The organism is Streptomyces sp. NBC_01006, from assembly GCF_045162725.1.
In the GTDB taxonomy this organism is placed as follows: domain Bacteria; phylum Actinomycetota; class Actinomycetes; order Streptomycetales; family Streptomycetaceae; genus Streptomyces.
Window position 1 is genome coordinate 1,497,983 of sequence record NZ_CP108700.1, and the last position, 18,130, is coordinate 1,516,112.

At 71.6% G+C, this 18,130-nt stretch carries 15 protein-coding genes; 6 read left to right on the forward strand and 9 right to left on the reverse strand.

Annotation, left to right across the window (positions count from 1 at the left end; genetic code table 11):
* Positions 1-4 precede the first annotated feature (4 nt).
* Genes OG509_RS06675 through OG509_RS06695 form a run of 5 tightly spaced genes read right to left on the reverse strand, consistent with a single transcriptional unit; the run spans position 5 to position 4,795 of the window.
* The gene (locus OG509_RS06675) at positions 5-1,102 is read right to left on the reverse strand and encodes an alcohol dehydrogenase catalytic domain-containing protein (RefSeq protein ID WP_406180901.1); all 1,098 of its coding nucleotides are present in this window, start codon (positions 1,100-1,102) and stop codon (positions 5-7) included.
* Positions 1,099-2,115 (reverse strand): ROK family protein, encoded by a 1,017-nt coding sequence (locus OG509_RS06680; RefSeq protein ID WP_406180903.1) that lies wholly within the window; start codon positions 2,113-2,115, stop codon positions 1,099-1,101. Before OG509_RS06680 ends, OG509_RS06675 begins: the two co-directional genes overlap by 4 nt.
* Entirely contained in the window at positions 2,112-2,795 is a 684-nt protein-coding gene (locus OG509_RS06685; RefSeq protein WP_406180905.1) for an HAD-IA family hydrolase, read from the reverse strand. The genes OG509_RS06680 and OG509_RS06685 overlap by 4 nt, the downstream gene beginning before the upstream one ends.
* 9 nt (positions 2,796-2,804) lie before the next feature.
* On the reverse strand, positions 2,805-3,557 hold the full coding sequence (locus OG509_RS06690; RefSeq protein ID WP_406180907.1) for an SDR family NAD(P)-dependent oxidoreductase: 753 nt from the start codon (positions 3,555-3,557) through the stop codon (positions 2,805-2,807).
* Positions 3,554-4,795 (reverse strand): sedoheptulose 7-phosphate cyclase, encoded by a 1,242-nt coding sequence (locus OG509_RS06695; protein WP_406180909.1) that lies wholly within the window; start codon positions 4,793-4,795, stop codon positions 3,554-3,556. Before OG509_RS06695 ends, OG509_RS06690 begins: the two co-directional genes overlap by 4 nt.
* A gap of 245 nt (positions 4,796-5,040) precedes the next feature.
* Between OG509_RS06695 and OG509_RS06700 the strand changes: the two genes are divergently transcribed.
* Positions 5,041-5,481 carry a hypothetical protein gene (locus OG509_RS06700; RefSeq protein WP_406180912.1) on the forward strand — a complete coding sequence of 147 codons (441 nt, stop codon included), beginning with the start codon at positions 5,041-5,043 and terminating at the stop codon, positions 5,479-5,481.
* Positions 5,482-5,484: 3 nt separating this feature from the next.
* Here the strand turns inward: OG509_RS06700 and OG509_RS06705 are convergent, their stop codons facing one another.
* The 3 genes from OG509_RS06705 to OG509_RS06715 form a co-directional block, all read right to left on the reverse strand.
* Entirely contained in the window at positions 5,485-6,669 is a 1,185-nt protein-coding gene (locus OG509_RS06705) for an MAB_1171c family putative transporter (RefSeq protein WP_406180913.1), read from the reverse strand.
* Entirely contained in the window at positions 6,666-7,211 is a 546-nt protein-coding gene (locus tag OG509_RS06710) for a hypothetical protein (protein WP_406180915.1), read from the reverse strand. The genes OG509_RS06705 and OG509_RS06710 overlap by 4 nt, the downstream gene beginning before the upstream one ends.
* A 189-nt stretch (positions 7,212-7,400) precedes the next feature.
* The gene (locus OG509_RS06715) at positions 7,401-7,859 is read right to left on the reverse strand and encodes an Lrp/AsnC family transcriptional regulator (protein ID WP_406180917.1); all 459 of its coding nucleotides are present in this window, start codon (positions 7,857-7,859) and stop codon (positions 7,401-7,403) included.
* A 138-nt stretch (positions 7,860-7,997) separates the two neighbouring features.
* On the opposite strand from OG509_RS06715, the gene OG509_RS06720 reads away from it, so the two are divergent.
* The 4 genes from OG509_RS06720 to OG509_RS06735 all read left to right on the forward strand — a co-directional run bounded on the left by OG509_RS06720 (position 7,998) and on the right by OG509_RS06735 (position 13,411).
* A complete protein-coding gene (locus OG509_RS06720; protein ID WP_406180919.1) occupies positions 7,998-8,993 on the forward strand; it encodes an EamA family transporter in 996 nt (331 codons plus the stop codon).
* Positions 8,986-10,182 carry an aromatic amino acid transaminase gene (locus tag OG509_RS06725; protein WP_406180921.1) on the forward strand — a complete coding sequence of 399 codons (1,197 nt, stop codon included), beginning with the start codon at positions 8,986-8,988 and terminating at the stop codon, positions 10,180-10,182. Before OG509_RS06720 ends, OG509_RS06725 begins: the two co-directional genes overlap by 8 nt.
* Before the next feature lie 427 nt (positions 10,183-10,609).
* Complete coding sequence (locus OG509_RS06730; protein WP_406187490.1) at positions 10,610-12,673, forward strand: discoidin domain-containing protein; 2,064 nt, start codon at positions 10,610-10,612, stop codon at positions 12,671-12,673.
* Between the two features lie 108 nt (positions 12,674-12,781).
* Positions 12,782-13,411, forward strand: coding sequence for a TetR/AcrR family transcriptional regulator (locus tag OG509_RS06735; protein WP_406180923.1), 630 nt, complete (start codon positions 12,782-12,784; stop codon positions 13,409-13,411).
* Positions 13,412-13,445: 34 nt separating this feature from the next.
* On the opposite strand, the gene OG509_RS06740 is transcribed toward OG509_RS06735, so the two are convergent.
* Positions 13,446-14,405, reverse strand: coding sequence for a LysR family transcriptional regulator (locus tag OG509_RS06740; RefSeq protein WP_406180925.1), 960 nt, complete (start codon positions 14,403-14,405; stop codon positions 13,446-13,448).
* 159 nt (positions 14,406-14,564) lie between these two features.
* Between OG509_RS06740 and OG509_RS06745 the strand changes: the two genes are divergently transcribed.
* Positions 14,565-18,062, forward strand: a complete 3,498-nt coding sequence (locus OG509_RS06745) for a M28 family peptidase (RefSeq protein WP_406187491.1) — start codon at positions 14,565-14,567, stop codon at positions 18,060-18,062.
* Positions 18,063-18,130 lie beyond the last annotated feature (68 nt).

An 18,130-nucleotide genomic window follows, 5' to 3' on the forward strand; every position in this document is an offset into this window, starting at 1 on the left:
GCCGTCACGGCCGTCCGCCGATCCGGATGGCGGTCTTGAGCACCCGCCGCCCGTCGGCGACCCGGCCGCCCGAAGCCAGCAGCGAGTTGACGAGGTCCGCCGCGCCCGCCAGGTCCACCTCGTGGGTCAGTACGTCCGCCCCCAGGGGTTCTTCGCCGTCCTGTGCCAAGAGGAGTCCGACCGCCTGCCGCAGGTGCTCCCCCGACACCCCGCGGTGGCCGTGGAGCAGCAGTGGTCCGGCAGGCCGGTCGAAGCGGTGCACCCGCGGCGGCCAAGGCCTGCCCCCGCAGTTGTCCGCGCGCAGGGCCGCGACGTCGATGCGGCCCGCGGACAGGGGGATGCGGCCGGAGGGCAGGCCCGCGTGCACGTCGACCAGCAGCGTGCCCCGTACGTGGAGGTCCAGGGCGGACAGCGCTTCCCGCGTCCCGGTGCGCGGCGTGGCGATCACCGCGGCGACCGGTGAGGGCAGTGCCGCGAGCGCCTGCGGCAGGCCCGGATCCCCGGGGTGGACGGCATCGGGGCCGTGGCCCACCAGGAGCGTGGGCAACCCGGGGAGTTCGCGCTGCCAGGCATCGCGGGCCAGCCGTCCGACTATCCCGTCGCCCCATACCACCAGGGCAGCGGGGCGTGTCGTACGGAGGGCCGTGCGCAGGCCGTACAGGACGGAGGCCAGCGGCTCGGCCAGTGCCGCCACCCGCGGCCGGTCCGCTCCGTCCGGCACCGGCAGCACCAGTCCCGCGCGTACGGCGGTGGCGGGGATGCGGGTGCGTTCGGCCCACAGGCCCGGCAGATTGTGCCCCAGCAGGAACGAGGGGTCGTCGGGGTGGGTCGGGTTCACGGTCACCAGCGAGCCCGCCGGCAGTCCGCAGTCCCCCGGCTCCACCAGGCGGGCCACGCCTTCGTGTCCCAGAACGGGGCTCGCGTCGGGCCGCAGCCCGCGCAGGATCTGCCAGTCGGTGCCGCAGATCCCGGCGACGGCCGGAGCCAGCAGGGCGTCGCCCGGTGCGAGGCGCGGGGTCGGCACCTCTGCGACCTCGACCCGGGTGCGGCCCCGGGCGTCCGGGGCCAGCCGCCGCAGCACGCGGTGGGTGGCCGCGCTCACGGGACAATCCCCGGCAGCCACTCCCCGATGCGTTCCGCGCCCCGCAGCGCGTCGACCGCGCCGGGGCCGCAGAACACCAGCCGGTCGGCGAGCCACTCCGCGTCCCGGCCGCGGTCGGCGTAGGAGGTCGCGGCGGCGAGCTGCCGGCGCAGCTCCTCGGCGTAGGGGGCGCCGAGCCCCTCGACCACTCCCCCGCCCAGCCCCAGCAGGTCGAGGTGCGGGTCGAGGCACCACAGGGTGCGCAGCATGTTCGCGACCGGTTCGACGCACAGTTCGAGCAGCCGCCGCGCGCCGGGGTCCCCTGCCGCGATCGCCTCGGGGAGCCATGCCGGGAGTTCGGAACCCGCGGCGAGGCCCAGCCGTTCGGCGAGACGGGCGATGCCGGGACCGGAGGCGATCGCGGCCAGGTGGCCGGGGGCGCCGCAGGCGCACGGCAGCCCCGAGCGCTCGGGCACGGAACCCGTGACCATGGCCGGGAGATGGCCGATCTCGCCCTGCAGGCCCCGGTCGTCGACCGGAATGTGCTTGCGCTCCCAGTCGGCGACGCGCAGCGCGATACCGCTGCTGATGGTCAGGTACCCGATGCGCCGGGTGCCGGGCCCGGCGTGCCCGGCGGCGAAGTCCGCGAGGGCGGCGGTGACGTCGTTGACCAGGTTCCAGGTGACGTCGGGACGGCGCCGGCGCAGCGCCGCCGCGAGGTCGTACGGTGCGGCCTCCGGTCCCCACAGCGGCGCCGATCCGTACACCGTGCCGGTGAGGTGGTCGATGGCCGCGCCGAAGGAGAGCGCTGCCCGGGCGCCGGGAGGCGCCGCCCGGCAGAGCAGGGCGACCATGTCCTCCCGCAGTTCGGCGACGGACCGGCCCGGCTGGTTGAGCCTGCTGGGCGAGCGCAGCCGCTCCACGGGCGCCTGCTCTCCGCCGACCCGCAGCCGCGTCCAGGTGCCGCCGACGTCCGCCGCGAACGTGGCCGCGGCGACGCGTCGCGTACGGGGCACCGCAGGGGCGTCGATCACCGCGCGCCCCCCGTACGGGCGGTGACCGGCTCGGGAACGGTGAGGACGACGCATGCAGACCCGGACTCCGGCTCGGCGACCCGGAACCCGCGGAAGTCGGCGTACCGCTCCGCCGCGTCGTCGTACGTGGTCAGGCCTCCGATGACGACGGTGCGTGCGCCGCTCTCCAGCCCCGCCAGGACACCGGCACCGGAGTCCTCGAACACGATCGTGGCGGCCGGTTCGACCCCCAGCACGGTGGCGGCCCGCAGGTAGCCCTCGGGGTGCGGCTTGCCGTGGGCCACGTCGTCCGCGGTCACCATGACCTCCGGCAGTGGCAGTCCCGCGGCGGCGAGTCTCACCTCGGCCAGCCTCCGGCCGGCCGAGGTCACGACGGCCCATGCGTCCGGCGGCAGGGCGGCGAGGAGTTCGGCCGCGCCCGGTATCGCGGTGATCCCGGTGGTCTGCGACTCCTCGTCCGCGACGAGCCGCCGGGTCTCCGCGGCCGCGAGCTCCGGATCGGGGAGGAAGCGGCTCACGGTCTCCCGGGTCGGGCGGCCGTGCGCGTAGGCCAGGACGTCCGGCAGGGCCAGTCCGTGCCGGGCGCAGAAGCCGGCCCAGGTGGACTCGACGAGCGCGGTCGAATCGACCAGCGTGCCGTCCATGTCGAACAGCAGCGCTGACGTGTGCAGGTGTGGCAAGGGGTTCTCCTACCGGGGGGAGTTGGCCAGGGGGCGCGACTGGGACGCCGGCGCACCGTCACCGACGGGCGACCAGCTGCCGTCGGCGTGCACGACGAGGGCCTCGCCGTGCTCGGCCGCGCCCCGGCTCCGGGCGAGTTCGGCGGCCAGCGGCGCGAACGTGGCCGGGGCCATGTAGCCGCTGTAGTCGAAGTCCTGCGCCCGGCGGGCGCGGATGCCCGGGGTGTCGACCATGCCTGCGGGGAGCGCCTGGACGAGGCGCACCCCGGAGGGGTCGGTCTCCTCGGAGACCGACTGGATGAGCGAGCTGGCCGCGGCCTTGGTGGCGGCATAGCCCGACCGGTTCGGACCGGCGTTGTAGACCACCTCGGAGGAGATGTGCAGGAACAGTCCGGGAGCGGCCTCGCGCAGCACGGGCAGGGTCGCCTTCAGCGTCCACGCCAAACCGTGCACGTTGATGGCGAACTGGTCCGTCCAGTCGGTGTCGTCGGTCTCCAGGAACGGCTCGCGCCGGGCGGTGAAGTAGACGGCCGAGTAGCAGACCAGGCCGACCCGGGACGGCATGCCGGACCGCAGCGCCTCCTTGGCCTGCTCGGCGTCGAGGAAGTCGAGGCGGTGCCACACGAGCCGGTCGGCGCCGGGGCCGGCCGGCCTGCTGCGGCTGAAGACGTGGGTCTCGATGCCCCGGGCGGCCCAGGCGTCGGCGACGCCCCGGCCGATCCCGGTCGATCCGCCGACCACCACCGCCGTGTCCGCGGTCATGCGCCGATCCGCTCGTATACGGGCGCCGTGGCGGCCCGGGCCGGCGTTCCGGCGTGCTCGCCCAGCAGCTGCGCGGCGTCGCGCAGTTCCGCGGGCGTGACGTCGTTGACGAAGCGGTGCCGTCCGATGCCCATCGGCAGCGGCAGCCGCTGCTGGCCGTCCCGGTGGCGCACGGTGTCCCGCAGGGCGTCCTCCAGCAGTGTCGTGTCGTGCAGCACGTCGTTCCACAGCGGCAGGCCGAGCGCCCGGATCACGGCGTAGACGCGCTCGGCCTGGGCCGCGCTGACATCGCCGCGCAGGGTGGCCAGGGCCGTCGTCAGCGCCATGTCGATCACGACGGCTTCTCCGTGCAACAGCTCGGGGAGCGCGTGCATCTCCAGGGTGGGGCTGAAGGTGTGGCCGTAGTCGACGCAGCGCTCCAGCGTCGACTCCCACAGGTTGGGCTGCAGTTCCTCCAGCATGAGGTGGATGGACTCGGCGATGATCGCGTTCGCGGCCGTGGCGAGTTCCCGGGACGTCCCCTGGAGCCGGTCGGCGCGTACGGCCGCGCCGTGGCTCTCCAGCAGGTTGAACAGGTCCTCGGACCGGATGAGGGCCATCTTCAGGATCTCGGCGAGGCCGTTGCTCACGTGCCGCAGCGGCAGGGTTCGCAGGAACGACCGGTCCAGGAACGTGACCGTCGCCGGGGCGTACGTGCCCAGGCGGTTCTTGCCGAGCTCGTAGTTGACGCCGGTCTTGACCCCGACTCCGGCGTCCACGAGACCGATCAGCGTCGTGGGGATGCGGATGTACGGCGTCCCGCGCCGGTAGAGGCTGGCCGCGAAGCCGACGATGTCGGTCAGTACGCCGCCGCCGATGGCGATGACGGGCTCTCGGCGGCGGTCGATCCCGAAGCTGTTCATCGCGTCGACGACCCGGCACACGGCGTCCCACTGTTTCACGGTCTCGTCGGCCCGCAGGGCCACGACGGTCGCGTCGATCCCGTGGGCGGCGAAGTAGGCGCGCACCTGGGCGCCGTAGAGCAGATCGACGTTCTCGTCGATGACGACGAGCCGCCGGTCGCCCCGGTTCATGGGCACCTCCGGGCAGCCGGTCAGCAGTGCCGTGTTGTCCGGCGAGAAGAGGCCGTCGGAGCTGACGACGTGGTAACGCACCTGGCGGACGGCCTCGACCGTCCATGCCGGGCCGTTGTCGACGGCCTGGCGAAGCCCCTGAGTGAAAGCAGTACCGCTACGCATGTCCCCTCCAGTTCGAGCGCCACATGACAAGGCAAGAGAAGTCTGTATCGGCGTCTCGTCCAATATAGTAGCAGCACGACTTCGGCGGCGTCGCGTGTGTTAAAATTTCCGCAAGCGCCGATATAACAAGCGAGCGCGCGCGCACATGGGAACCTCGTCGAGCCTGAAGACCTCTGTGCTCACATACCCAACCCACGTCGCAAGAGCCCCCGGAGGTCGGACGCATGGCAACGCTGGCGGAACGCTTGAACTCCTGGTTTGCCGACGCCGCCACGGCGGACGCGGTGGGCCGCCTGCGCGAGCCGTCGACGTCCGAGGTGGCCCAGGCGATCTCGGAGGACCCCCGGCACAGCGTGACGATCTCGCGGAGCTATCTGACGGCGCTGCGCAACGGCTCCCAGACCAACCCCACGGTCAGCGTGCTGTCGGCGATCGTCACGTACTTCCAGGGCCGGAACATGAGCCTGCCGGTGTCGGTGAGCGCCCTCATCGACGAAGAGCCGCCGGCGCGCACCGCCGGACTGCCGGACGAATGGGCGGCCCTGGCCGACCGGCAGGTGCGGTCGATCGCGATGCGGGCGGGCCAGTTCACGCCGGAGCTGCGCGATCAGCTGCTGTCGATCATGGACGTGCTGGACGCGTCGCGGCAGACCCCGACCCCTCCGTCGGAGCGCGACGGCGCGTAGCCTCTAGGACATCTCCGCCGGCTCCGCCACCCGCCGGTCGCGCATCTCGCGCAGTTCGAGGGAGAGCCGGACGAGCGCGGCGAGATCCTCCTCGTAGTCGGTCCCCCCGGCGCCGCACCGCAGCTTGGGAGCCAGTACGAACACGGAGGCCGTCGGCGGGCCGTCGTCCCGGCCGTTCCGTTCGAGAAAGCGGCACAGCGCGCGGTCCACGAGACACGCGGACGTCCTCGGATCGTCGTCCGCCACGGGCGCCGGCCTCTCCTCCGCCACGAGTTGCAGGTACGGGCCGAGCCTCGTGAGTCCGTCCCGGCATTCCACGTAACGCCGGTACACGGCCGGGGCATTCACGAGGAGGAAACCGGGCCGGCGGCCGCGGTGGTCGAGAACCAGCTCGGGGTGGATTTCCACCAGCCGGTTCCACAGTTCCTCCAGACCGCAGAATTGGGTCTGGTAGTCGAGCCTCTCCCGCACGATCTGCACCACGCTCACGAAGGCCGGCAGACTCAGCCCCGCGCACACCACGATCGTGGCGATCTGGCCGAATCCGAAGACATCGGCATACGTGACCCTCCGCCCCGGCTCGCGCAGCGTCGGCAGATTCACCCAGAGGAACCGGAATACGCAGGAGAGTGCCAGCGCGGTCAGGCCGACGGAAATGACGCCCAGCGAAAGCCGGTGCAGGGAACGCCCCTTGCGCGCGTGGCGCGCGGCGAGCACCGCACAGGCCGCGTACCCGAAGAGCAGGTAGAAATTGCCGAAATTGTAGAAGGTCCGCACCCGCCAGTCGACGAGGTACCTGGACGTGAGCACGTGGTTGCGCAGGGGGGACGGGAGGGCCACCGTCATCGCGGTCATCACGGTCAGGCAGATCGCGCAGGCGACGACCTCCCACGGCCACGGCGCACGCCAGCGGGTGAGCGGGCTCTCGCGCAGGAACGCGACCATGAGGCAGAGACCGGTCAGAACGGCCACGTTGTAGGTGATTTTGGTGAACCCGGGGAGAGTGACGCCGTCGAGCCACATGAGGATTCGAGGCTGGCTCAAGACGTTCCCGAGCCCCATGAGGAACAGTGCCAGGAAGAGGTGCAGGCGCATGGGGTCACGGAAGCGCTGTTGGACGAGTGCGGGGATCATCCAGGCCGCACCGCCCAGAAGCGTGACGATGGCGACCAGGTTGAGTGCGCTCACGTCAGCCCGTCTGTGAGGACCAGGCTGTTGTAGACCGAGGGCTGCCACGGCTGGTCGAGGCCGTAGCGCCGCGCGCGCCGGCTCATGGAAATGGCCTGGTTCATGATGGTCGAGGCGATGATCTCGGCGTCGCGCTCGTCCCGGTCCGAATAGCACGTCCGCAACTGCATGCCCGCCGGCCGCTCGCCCGCGATGTCATAGGCGATGATGTGCCCCACCTCGTGCAGAATGATGTGCGCCTGGTGCGCTTTGGTGGTCTTCGCCTGATAGGCGATCACATCCTCGTCCTGGCGCGAGATCAGGACACCGAAGGGCCCGTCGGCGGGCAGATCCCATTCGAGCAGGCTGATCGGCGTGCCACGGTCCTCGCCGAGCAGCTCACACAATGTGGTGACGCTGAGCGGCAGCTGTGGCGCCAGCCGGCGTATCAAGCGGCGGCTGTGAGAGCGCAATCGGGCGTCGCGCAACCGATTTTCCCGTGCACTTGTTTCCCGTGCACTCGGCGACCGCTTCAAGACACGCCCGTCCTGATTGCGGAACATATGGCCCCTCCCCGTGTACCGCATTCGACCCAAACCTCGAACGACAACAAGCAGTCGATCCCGGCAGGCCGGCCATCGGGGCAAATCTACGCCACAGCCCTGCATACCACGTGGCCACGAGATCAAGATCACCATCTTGTAACACTGGCGGGAAACTTCCCCGTCGGCCGCACGTTCCCCGTCGGGTTTTCACGAGGGGGTCGGATAGACCCTGGACTGCTTCACGCTGCCGAAGGCGAAGCTCGACTCGATCGACGCGATGCCGGGGATGGCGTGGATCCGGTTGCGGACGAGGGATTCGTACGCCTCCAGGCTCTCGATCACCACCCGGAGCAGGTAGTCGCTACTTCCGGCCATCAGGTAGCAGTCCTGGATGTGCTCGATGAGCGCGACGTGCCCCTCGAAGACGGCGACCGCCTCCTTCGTGTGGCGGTCCAGGCGGATCCGGACGAAGACCGTGATCGGCAGGCCGAAGGCGACCTGGTCGACCATGGCCGTGTAGCCGCGGATCAGGCCGGCCTCCTCCAGGCGCCGCACCCGGCGCAGACAGGGCGACGGGGACAGCCGTACCCGGTCGGCGAGGTCCTGGTTGGACAGCCTTCCGTCGGCCTGCAATTCGCGGATGATCTGCAGATCGACTGCGTCCATCGCCCCTCCTCGGCCACTCCTTGGCAGATTCTGCCTCAAACGTATGTCCGAGAGACAGAACTGGCAATCGGCTGCCCCGGCAAAAGACCTAGCGTTGCTGCTTGGCCGGATCCGGCCCCCCGAGGCTGGAGGAGCCCCTTGGTCACCACGAATGCCGGACCCGCGACGGCGGCCCCGCCGGCCGCCCGCGCCCCCGGCCTCCTGCGCCTGTCCCCGCAGGCGAAGGGCACCCTGGCACTGGTCGTGACCGTGCTGATCTGGGCCGCCTTCGCGCTCAGCGCCCGGGCCCTGAGCTCCTCCTCCCTGCTGCCCGCCGACGCGGCCCTGCTGCGCTTCGGCGTCCCGCTGCTCGTCCTGGCGCCCGCGCTGTGGCGGCGCCGCCGGCGGATCGCCGCCGTCCGCCCGGCCACCGCGCTCAAGATCGCCTGTGGGGCCGGGGTGCCGTTCTTCCTGGCCGCGATGTACGGCGGCTCGCTCACCTCGGCGGCGTTCGTCGGCTCCATCGTCCCCGGGATGGTCCCGCTCTTCGTCTCCGCGCTGATGGTCGCCGGCGGCCGGGGCGCGCCCCGGGGCACGCAGGCGGCCGGCCTCGGGCTGATCGCGGTCGGCGTGGTCGCCCTGGTCTGGCGCTACGTCGTCCCGCTGAACACGCAGGTGCTGGCCGGCGCCGGCATCCTGCTCGTCGCGAGCGGGCTGTGGGCCCTGTACACGGTCGGGCTGAAGGAAGTGGACCTCGATCCCGTCGGATCGATCGGCCTGCTGTGCCTGCCCTCGTTCGCGGTGATGGCGCTCCTGGTCCTGACCGGGGTGCTGCCCACCGGCCTGGCCTCGGCCGCGGGGAGCGACATCGCCCTGTTCCTGGTGGTGCAGGGGCTGGGGGTCGGCCTGTGCGCGGGCCTGCTGTACGCCTTCGCCATCCGCAGCCTCGGCGCGGAGCGCAGCTCCACCGTGGGCAGCCTCAGCCCGGTCGCCGTGGTCCTGCTCGCCATCCCCCTGCTCGGCGAGTCGCCGACCGCGGCCGTGCTCGTCGGCGTCCCCCTCATCACCGCGGGCGTCGCCCTCGCCAACCGGCGACCGCGCGACCGCAACCGCCCCCTCCCCCGCATCCAGCCCGAGGTTCCCGATCATGCTTGAGCTCCTCCTCCCGCCGCCCGTGGACCCGCTGTGGGACCTCACCGAGGCGTACGGCGCCGACGCCCGGCCCGAGCGCCTGAACCTCGTGCTCGGCGTCTACCGCGACCAGACGGGCGGCACCCCGGTCATGGCGGCCGTGCGCGAGGCCGAGATGCGCCTGGCGGAGCGCTCGGCCTCCAAGGAGTACCGGGGGCTCTCCGGCAATGCCGCCTTCAACCGGGCGATGCTGTCACTGGTCCTGGGCTCCGGCGGCGGCGCGGCCGAGCGGGCCGTGGCCGTCCAGACCGTCGCGGGCAGCGGCGCACTGCGGCTGCTGGCCGATCTGATCTGCCGGACCCGGCCGGGCACGACGGTGTGGATCAGCGACCCGGCGTACGTCAACCACCGGCCCATCCTGGAGGCCGCCGGGCTGACCGTGCGGACGTACGGCTGGCTCGACGCCGAGGGACGCTTCGACACGGCGGGCATGCTGCGTGACCTCGGTGGGGCGCGGCGCGACGACGTCGTCCTGCTCCAGGGCTGCTGCCACAACCCGACCGGGGTCGACCCGTCCGCGCAGGCCTGGGAGGCCGTGGCCGAGCTCGCCGCCGAGCGCGGCTGGGTGCCGTTCGTGGACCTCGCGTACCACGGGCTCGGCGACGGCCTGGAGGCCGACCTGGCGGCCACGCGGCTGCTGGCGGAGCGGGTGCCGGAGATGCTCGTCGCCATCAGCTGTTCGAAGAACTTCGGGCTGTACAGCGACCGGACCGGCTGCGCCGTCGTACTCGGCGCCTCGCGCCAGTCGCTGCGGCACGTGGAGACGGCGCTGCAGAACGCCGCCCGCACCCTGTACTCGATGCCGCCGGAGCACGGGGCCGCGGTGGTGACGGCGATCCTCGACGACGACGGGCTGCGAGCCCTGTGGCGCGCCGAGCTGGACGGGATGCGGGTCCGGATCGAGGACAACCGGCGCGGGCTGGCCGCGGAGCTGACCGCGCTGGGGTGGGGCGCGCAGGCCGATGTGCTGGCGCGGCAGAAGGGGATGTTCTCGATGCTGCCGCTGACGGCACGCCAGATGCTGCGGCTGCGCAGCCGATTCGCCATCTACGGGACGACGGCCGGGCGGATCAACATCGCGGGGCTCCCGGCGCACCGGGTCCCCTGCCTCGCGCAGGGCGTCGCGGCCGTCCTCGGCGAGGGCGCCGAGTAGGCCGTGTCTTTTGGATCAGGCCGGGTCAGCCCGCGGCGTCTGGCGCCGTGCATCGCAAGGCGGAGGAGGGAGTCGACGCGGTGGGGGCACCTCCCAGCGGTAGCTGGGGGACGTCGGCGACCGACGAGAACGCGGCGAGGTGCGGTGCCGGACGCCGCGGGCCTGGGGGCACCTCCCAGCGGAGCTGGGGGAGCATGATCCGAAAGACACGGCCTAACCCCGGCGCCCGCCCGCGGCGCTCCCACGGATCAACCCGGCCCAACACCTGACATTCCATCAGGTCAACCGTCCCGGACTCTTGACTCTGTTACCGCCGGTAGCCATTCTCGTCGCAATGCCTGCGCGGGACATGACAATCAGCCGGCTCCCTCAGACGGTATGCGTCCTCGACCGCGCCATCCACCGATCGATGACGTGAGTGATGACCATGACCCGAGCCCCGCACCGAAGGCGCAGGCCCCTCGCGCTGCTCGCCCTTCTCCTCGCCATGGTGGCCATGGCCCTCGGCCCCGCGCCCGGCGCGGCCGCCGAGGGCGATGCCGGCTGGTGGAACCCCACCGCGCGACCCGGGCCCGACTCCCAGATCAACGTCACGGGCGAGCCGTTCAAGGGCACCGACGCCCAGGGGCGGGTCCGGGGCTTCGTCGACGCCCACGACCACATCATGTCCAACGAGGGCTTCGGCGGCCGGCTCATCTGCGGCAAGGCGTTCTCCGACCTGGGGGTGGCCGACGCCCTCAAGGACTGCCCCGAGCACTACCCCGACGGCTCCCTCGCGATCTTCGACTTCATCACCAAGGGCGGGGACGGCAAGCACGACCCCACCGGCTGGCCGACGTTCAAGGACTGGCCCGCCCACGATTCCCTCACCCACCAGCAGAACTACTACGCCTGGATCGAGCGCGCCTGGCGCGGCGGCCAGCGCGTCCTCGTCAACGACCTCGTCACCAACGGGGTGATCTGCTCGGTCTACTTCTTCAAGGACCGCAGCTGCGACGAGATGACCGCCATCCGCCTGGAGGCGCAGAAGACGTACGACATGCAGGCCTTCATCGACAAGATGTACGGCGGCCCGGGCAAGGGCTGGTTCCGGATCGTCACCGACTCCGCGCAGGCCCGCGACGTCGTCCAGCAGGGCAAGCTGGCCGTGGTCCTGGGCGTGGAGACCTCCGAGCCGTTCGGCTGCAAGCAGATCCTGGACGTCTCCCAGTGCAGCAAGGCGGACATCGACCGCGGCCTCGACGAGCTGTACCGGCTCGGCGTGCGCAGCATGTTCCTCTGCCACAAGTTCGACAACGCCCTGTGCGGGGTCCGTTTCGACGAGGGCGCGCTGGGAACGGCGATCAACGTCGGGCAGTTCCTGTCCACCGGAACCTTCTGGAAGACCGAGCAGTGCACCGGCCCGCAGCACGACAACCCGATCGGCCTGGCACCGGCGCCATCGGCGCAGAAGGAGTTGCCGGCGGGGGTGTCGGTCCCCTCGTACGCGGCGGACGCGCAGTGCAACTCCCGCGGTCTCACCGACCTCGGTGAGTACGCCGTGCGCGGCATGATGAAACGCAAGATGATGCTCGAAGTCGACCACATGAGCGTCAAGGCCGCGGGCCGGGCCTTCGACATCCTCGAATCCGAGTCCTACCCGGGCGTGATCTCCTCGCACAGCTGGATGGACCTGGGCTGGACCGAACGCCTCTACAAGCTGGGCGGGTTCGCCGCCCAGTACATGAACGGGGCGCAGGGGTTCAGCGGCGAGGCCGCCCGTACGAAGGCGCTGCGCGACAAGTACCAGGTCGGCTACGGGTACGGCACCGACATGAACGGGGTCGGCGGCTGGCCCGGCCCGCGCGGAGCCGACACCCCGAACCCGGTGAAGTACCCGTTCCGCAGCACCGACGGCGGCTCCGTCATCGACAAGCAGACCACCGGGCAGCGCACCTGGGACCTCAACACCGACGGCGCCGCGCACTACGGCCTCGTCCCCGACTGGATCGAGGACATCCGGCTCGTCGGCGGCCAGGGTGTCGTGGACGACCTCTTCAAGGGCGCCGAGTCCTACCTGCGCACCTGGGGGGCGTCCGAGCAGCACAAGGCCGGCGTCAACCTCGCCGCGGGCGCGCCCGCCTCGGCCAGCTCCGCCGAGTGGAACCCGTTCGTCAGCTACGCGCCCGGCCGGGCCGTGGACGGGGACACGGGCACCCGCTGGGCGAGCGACTGGAACGACGACCAGTGGCTGCGGATCGACCTCGGCTCCCCCGGCCTCGTCAAGCGCGTCACCCTCGACTGGGAGCGCGCGTACGGGAAGTCGTACCGGATCGAGGTCTCGACGGACGACGTGAACTGGCAGACGGTGTGGTCCACGACCACCGGCGACGGCGGCCTGGACACGGCGCGGTTCGCCGGGGTCCCGGCCCGGTACGTACGCGTCCACGGAGCGGGCCGCGGCACGCAGTGGGGCTACTCGCTGCACGAAGTCGGCGTCTACAGCAGCTGACGGCCCGAAGCGGCGCCCGTGGGCCGGGGCCCTCGGGATCGGCTCGTCCGATCCCGAGGGCCCCGGCCCCGGCCGTACCTCCGCGCGTACGAAGGGAACCGATTCCGCATGGCACGGATGCCGTTGGCGCAGCGGCGCAGGCAGCTGACCGAGGCCGCGATCCGCGCGATGGCCCGCGACGGCGTCCCCAGGACGACGACCCGGTCGATCGCCGCCGAGGCGGGCGTGTCGCTGAGCGTCTTCCACTACTGCTTCGACTCCAAGCAGGCGCTGCTCGAATCGGTCATCGAGACGATCACCGAGCACTATCTGGCGGTGGTCAGGGAGGCGATCCTGCCGCGCACCACCCTCCGCGAGACCGTCCGGGCCGGCTTCCAGGCCTACTGGGACCACGTCCGCACCCACCCCGCCGAGCACATGCTCACGTACGAGCTCACCCAGTACGCCCTGCGCGAGCCGGGGTTCGAGCACCTGGCGCGGCGCCAGCACGAGCTGTACTGCGCGACGTACGCGGAACTGATCGAGCAGGTCCGCCTGGGTATGGGGACCGGACTGCGCGTACCCGTCCCCGTGCTGGCCCGCTACCTGGCGGCGATGACGGACGGGCTGACCCTGAACTTCCTCGTGCTCGGCGACGCGGCCGCGGCGGCGGCGATCCTCGACATGGTGTCGGACCACGTGGCCGGCCTCGTCCACGACGACCGGCTGCTGCCGTCCTCCGGGCCCCTCCGCCCCTGAGGGCCGCGCCGGCTCCCCTCAGGGCCGCGCACGCTCACCCGAGGACCGGGTGCGCCTCCGGATGAGCGTTCCACCACGCGCGGTGGAACGGGTTGTTGTCCACGTTGGCCAGGTACGCGCCGGCCGCCGCGCGGTAGAGGGAGTCCGCCTGGCCGGCGGAGACCGCCGAGCGGTTCCAGGCGAGCCGGATACGGCCCGTGATCGGAGTGCCGAGCAGCGGGCGCATCACCGTGCCCTCCACCGCGGGGGCCGTGGGCTGGGTGAGCGAGATGGCGCGGCCCGCCGCCACCAGGTCGTGCCGCATCTTGCGGTCGGTGATCCGGTGGCGCAGGGAGGGGGCGAAGCCGGCCTTCGCACAGGCCTCGACCAGCGCTTCGGGACCGCCGTCGTCGTCCTCCACCAGGGTCATCCACTGCTCGCCGGCCAGTTCGGCGAGGTCCAGGACCTCCCGACCCGCCAGCGGGTGCCGGGTGGACATCCGGATGCAGAAGGGCTCCTTGGGCACCAGGGTCCGGGCCAGGGTGCCCTGGGGCAGCGCGACCTCGTGGTCGTTGACCTCGCCGTACACGATGACGTCGAACCGGCCCGCTCCGAGCATCCGTACGAGCGCGGTCACCGAATCCTCCACGTCCACGGTGATCTCCCGCCCGGACAGGGTCAGGTCGGTCCGCGCGAGCAGTCCGTCGATCAGGACGAGCAGGATGCAGCCGAGGCGCAGCGGGGCGTCGGTCGCCATCGCGCGGGTCTCGGCGCCGAGGGTCTCCATCTCGGTGAGCACGCGGCGCGCCTTGGCCAGGACGAACTGGCCCAGCGGGGTGGGCTCCACCCCGCTGCGGCCGCGGACGAAGAGCTCGCCGCCCGTGACCCGCTCGATCCTGCGCAGCTGCGCGGAGAGCGCTGGCTGGGAGACCCCCAGCCGCCGGGCCGCGCCACCGAGACTGCCGGACTCCGCTATCTGGCACACGGCTTGCAGATGCCTCAACTCCAGCTGCATTCCGGCAGCTTACGCAGCGTGACCCCACGGCACCATAACGCGGACCTTATGCGCGCAGGTATGTCCCAATCTCGCCATGTCCACGCCCATACTCGGCGCCAACACCCACCCGTACCCCCCACACACGATCGGAGTGGACTCTTGCAGCCCACCAGATGGATGGCCTCCGTGGCGGCCATGGCGCTGACCGCGGGCCTCGCCGGCACGCTGGCCACCGCCGCGTCCGCCTCACCACAGGCTCAGCCCCCCGCACCCTCCCCGCAGGCCAAGTCCGCAGAGCGCGCGGTCACCGCCGCCGACGCGGCGGTCCGCAGCGGCCTCGACACCCTGGTCAACTCGCCCCAACAGCAGTACGACCGGCGCCTGGTCACCCCGTGGGTGCAGGACCTGTACTCCGTCTCCTACGAGCGCAGCTACCGCGGCCTGCCGGTCGTCGGCGGCGACGCGGTCGTCCTCGCCGACGGCGAGGGCCGGGTACGCGCCGTCCAGTCGGCCTCCGCCAGCGCGATCGACGTGGCGACCACCCCCTCCGTCACCGCGAAGGCGGCCGAGGCCGTCTCGCGTGCGGAGCTGGCCAAGGTCGACGAGGTGCAGGGCAGCCGGCTCGTCGTCAAGATCAAGGACGACAAGCAGGTCCTCGCCTGGGAGACCGTCCTCTCCGGCAGCACCAAGACCGCGCCCAGCAAGCTGCACGTGTTCGTGGACGCCCGCACCGGCAAGGTCGTGGACCGCCACGACGAGGTCGTCGCCGGCAGCGGCTCCAGCAAGTGGAACGGCCCGAACCCGCTCACCATCGACACCACCGCCTCGGGCGGCTCGTACTCGCTGCGCGACCCGAACCGGCCCGGTCTGAGCTGCGCCGACTACAGCACCGGCAGCGTGTTCACGAAGTCCTCGGACTCCTGGGGCACGGGCAACGCGACGTCCAAGGAAACCGGCTGCACGGACCTGATGTTCGCCGCCCAGAAGCAGTGGGACATGCTGAGCCAGTGGCTGGGCCGCAACGGCGTCAGCGGCAACGGCCGCAGCTTCCCCGGCAAGGTGGGCCTGGGCGACCTCAACGCCTACTGGGACGGCAGCTCGGTCACCATCGGGCACAACAGCGCCAACGAGTGGATCGCCGGGATCGACGTGGTGGGCCACGAGTACGGGCACGCCATCGACTCCAACACCCCCGGCGGCACCAGCGGCCAGGAGTCCGGGCTCGGCGAGGGCACCGGCGACATCTTCGGCGCGCTGACCGAGGCGTACGCGAACGAGCCGGCCCCGTACGACACCCCGGACTACACCGTCGGCGAGATGATCAATCTCCAGGGCCGGGGGCCGATCCGGAACATGTACAACCCGCCGGCCGTCAACAACGACCCGGCCTGCTACAGCTCCGCGATACCCGGCACCGAGGTGCACGCGGCCGCCGGGCCCCTGAACCACTGGTTCTACCTGCTGGCCGAGGGCAGCAACCCGGGCGGCGGCAAGCCGAGCAGCCCCACCTGCAACCAGTCCACGGTCACCGGCGTCGGCGTGCAGACCGCCGGCAAGATCTTCTACGGCGGGATGCTGCTCAAGACCAGCAGCATGTCCTACAAGAAGTACCGCACGGCGACGCTCAGCTCCGCCAAGTCGCTCGACCCGGCCACCTGCAACCTGTTCACCAGGACCAAGGCCGCCTGGGACGCGATCAGCGTGCCCGCCCAGCCGGGCGACCCGACCTGCACCCCGAGCGGGCAGAACGACGACTTCTCGATGGCGCTGAACCCGTCCTCGGGCACCGTCCAGCAGGGCGCCTCGGTCACCACCACCGTGACCACCAGCACCACCACCGGCCAGGCGCAGCAGGTGACGCTCACGGCCACCGGCCTGCCGTCCGGGGTGAGCGCCTCCTTCAACCCGGCCACCGTCCAGTCCGGCCAGTCCTCGACGCTGACCCTGTCCGCCACGGCCAACGCGGCGCCCGGCTCCTCCACCGTCACGGTCAAGGGCCAGGGCCCGAGTCTCGCGCACACCGTCGACTACGCGCTCAGCGTCGGCAGTACCCAGCCCGGGAACGACCCGCCGAACATCAACGTGGCCAACGTCCAGGCGCATCTGACCCAGCTGAACACCATCGCCTCGCAGAACGGCGGCAACCGCCGGGCGGGCAGCGCCGGTTACACCCAGTCCGTGGCGTACATCAAGGGCAGGCTGCAGGCGGCCGGCTTCACCGTCACCGAGCAGAACTGCACCTCGTGCACCTACCCGTCCAACAACCTGATCGCGGACTGGCCCGGCGGTCCGGCCGACCAGACCGTCATGTTCGGCGCCCACCTCGACAGCGTCTCGGCGGGGCCGGGCATCAACGACAACGGCTCGGGCTCCGCGACCCTGCTGGAGAACGCGCTCGTCCTCGCCCAGAAGAGCCCCACCCTGACCAAGCACGTGCGCTTCGCCTGGTGGACCGACGAGGAGCAGGGCCTGAACGGCTCGGAGTTCTACGTGGGCCGGCTCAGCAGCGCCGAGAAGGCCGCCATCAAGGGCTACTACAACTTCGACATGGTCGGCTCGCCCAACGGCGGCTACTTCATCAACAACCTCAACTCCACCACCGCAGCACCGCTGAAGGCGTACTGGACCTCGCTGAACCTCGCCCCCGAGGAGAACACCGAGGGCCAGGGCCGTAGCGACGACTACTCCTTCCAGCAGGGCGGCATCCCCACCTCCGGCTACGCGGCCGGCGCCAGCGCCCGCAAGACCTCGGCGCAGGCGACCAAGTGGGGCGGCACCGCGAACGCGGCGTACGACTCCTGCTACCACAGCTCCTGCGACACGGCGAACAACATCAACGCGACGGTGCTGGACCGCAGCGCCGACGGGGTCGCCTACGCGATCTGGAAGCAGGCCGTCGGCGGTGACACCCCGGCGCAGGACTTCTCGATCGGCACCTCCCCGGCGGCCGGCTCCGCCACCCCGGGCACCAGCGTCACCTCCACGGTGAACACCACCACCGTGAGCGGCAGCCCGCAGACGCTCGCCCTGTCGGTCTCCGGCGCCCCGTCCGGGGTGACCGCGACGCTCAGCCCGGCCTCCGTGCAGTCCGGCGGCTCCTCGACGCTCACCGTGCAGGTCGGCGCGGCCACCGCGGCGGGCACCTACACCCTGACCGTCACCGGCACCGGCACGGTCGCCCACAGCACCACCTACACCCTGACCGTCGGCGGCGGGGGTACGTGCACCCCGAAGCAGGTCGTGGTCAACGGCGGCTTCGAGAGCGGAAGCAGCCCGTGGACCGCCACCGCCGGGGTCGTCACCAACCAGTCCGGCCAGGTCTCGCACAGCGGCGCGTACATGGCGTGGCTGAACGGCTACGGCGCTTCGCACACCGACAGCGCGTCGCAGTCGCTGGCCCTCCCGGCCGGCTGCGCCACGGCCCGGCTCGCCTTCTACCTCCACATCGACACCGACGAGGACGAGAACGTGGTCTACGACCGGTTCACCGTCTCGGTCGGCGGCCAGACCCTGGAGACCCTGTCCAACCTGGACGCGGCCCCGGGCTACGTGCTCAAGAGCTACGACGTGTCCCGGTTCGCCGGCCAGACCGTCACCCTGACGTTCCAGGGCGTGGAGGACCAGTCCCTCCAGACCTCCTTCGTCGTGGACGACGTCACCCTCCAGGCGAGCTGACGCCCGCCTGATCCCTTCCCGAGCGGCATGAGCCCCGGCCCCCGCGGCCGGGGCGCGTGCCGCTCGGC

Coding starts and splice junctions, on each gene's coding strand:
- OG509_RS06690 (WP_406180907.1), bottom strand. CDS start 3,557: ATGACCGCGGACACGGCGGTGGTGGTCGGCGGATCGACCGGGATCGGC.
- OG509_RS06695 (WP_406180909.1), bottom strand. CDS start 4,795: ATGCGTAGCGGTACTGCTTTCACTCAGGGGCTTCGCCAGGCCGTCGAC.
- OG509_RS06710 (WP_406180915.1), bottom strand. CDS start 7,211: ATGTTCCGCAATCAGGACGGGCGTGTCTTGAAGCGGTCGCCGAGTGCA.
- OG509_RS06715 (WP_406180917.1), bottom strand. CDS start 7,859: ATGGACGCAGTCGATCTGCAGATCATCCGCGAATTGCAGGCCGACGGA.
- OG509_RS06725 (WP_406180921.1), top strand. CDS start 8,986: ATGCTTGAGCTCCTCCTCCCGCCGCCCGTGGACCCGCTGTGGGACCTC.
- OG509_RS06730 (WP_406187490.1), top strand. CDS start 10,610: ATGACCCGAGCCCCGCACCGAAGGCGCAGGCCCCTCGCGCTGCTCGCC.
- OG509_RS06735 (WP_406180923.1), top strand. CDS start 12,782: ATGGCACGGATGCCGTTGGCGCAGCGGCGCAGGCAGCTGACCGAGGCC.
- OG509_RS06740 (WP_406180925.1), bottom strand. CDS start 14,405: ATGCAGCTGGAGTTGAGGCATCTGCAAGCCGTGTGCCAGATAGCGGAG.
- OG509_RS06745 (WP_406187491.1), top strand. CDS start 14,565: ATGGCCTCCGTGGCGGCCATGGCGCTGACCGCGGGCCTCGCCGGCACG.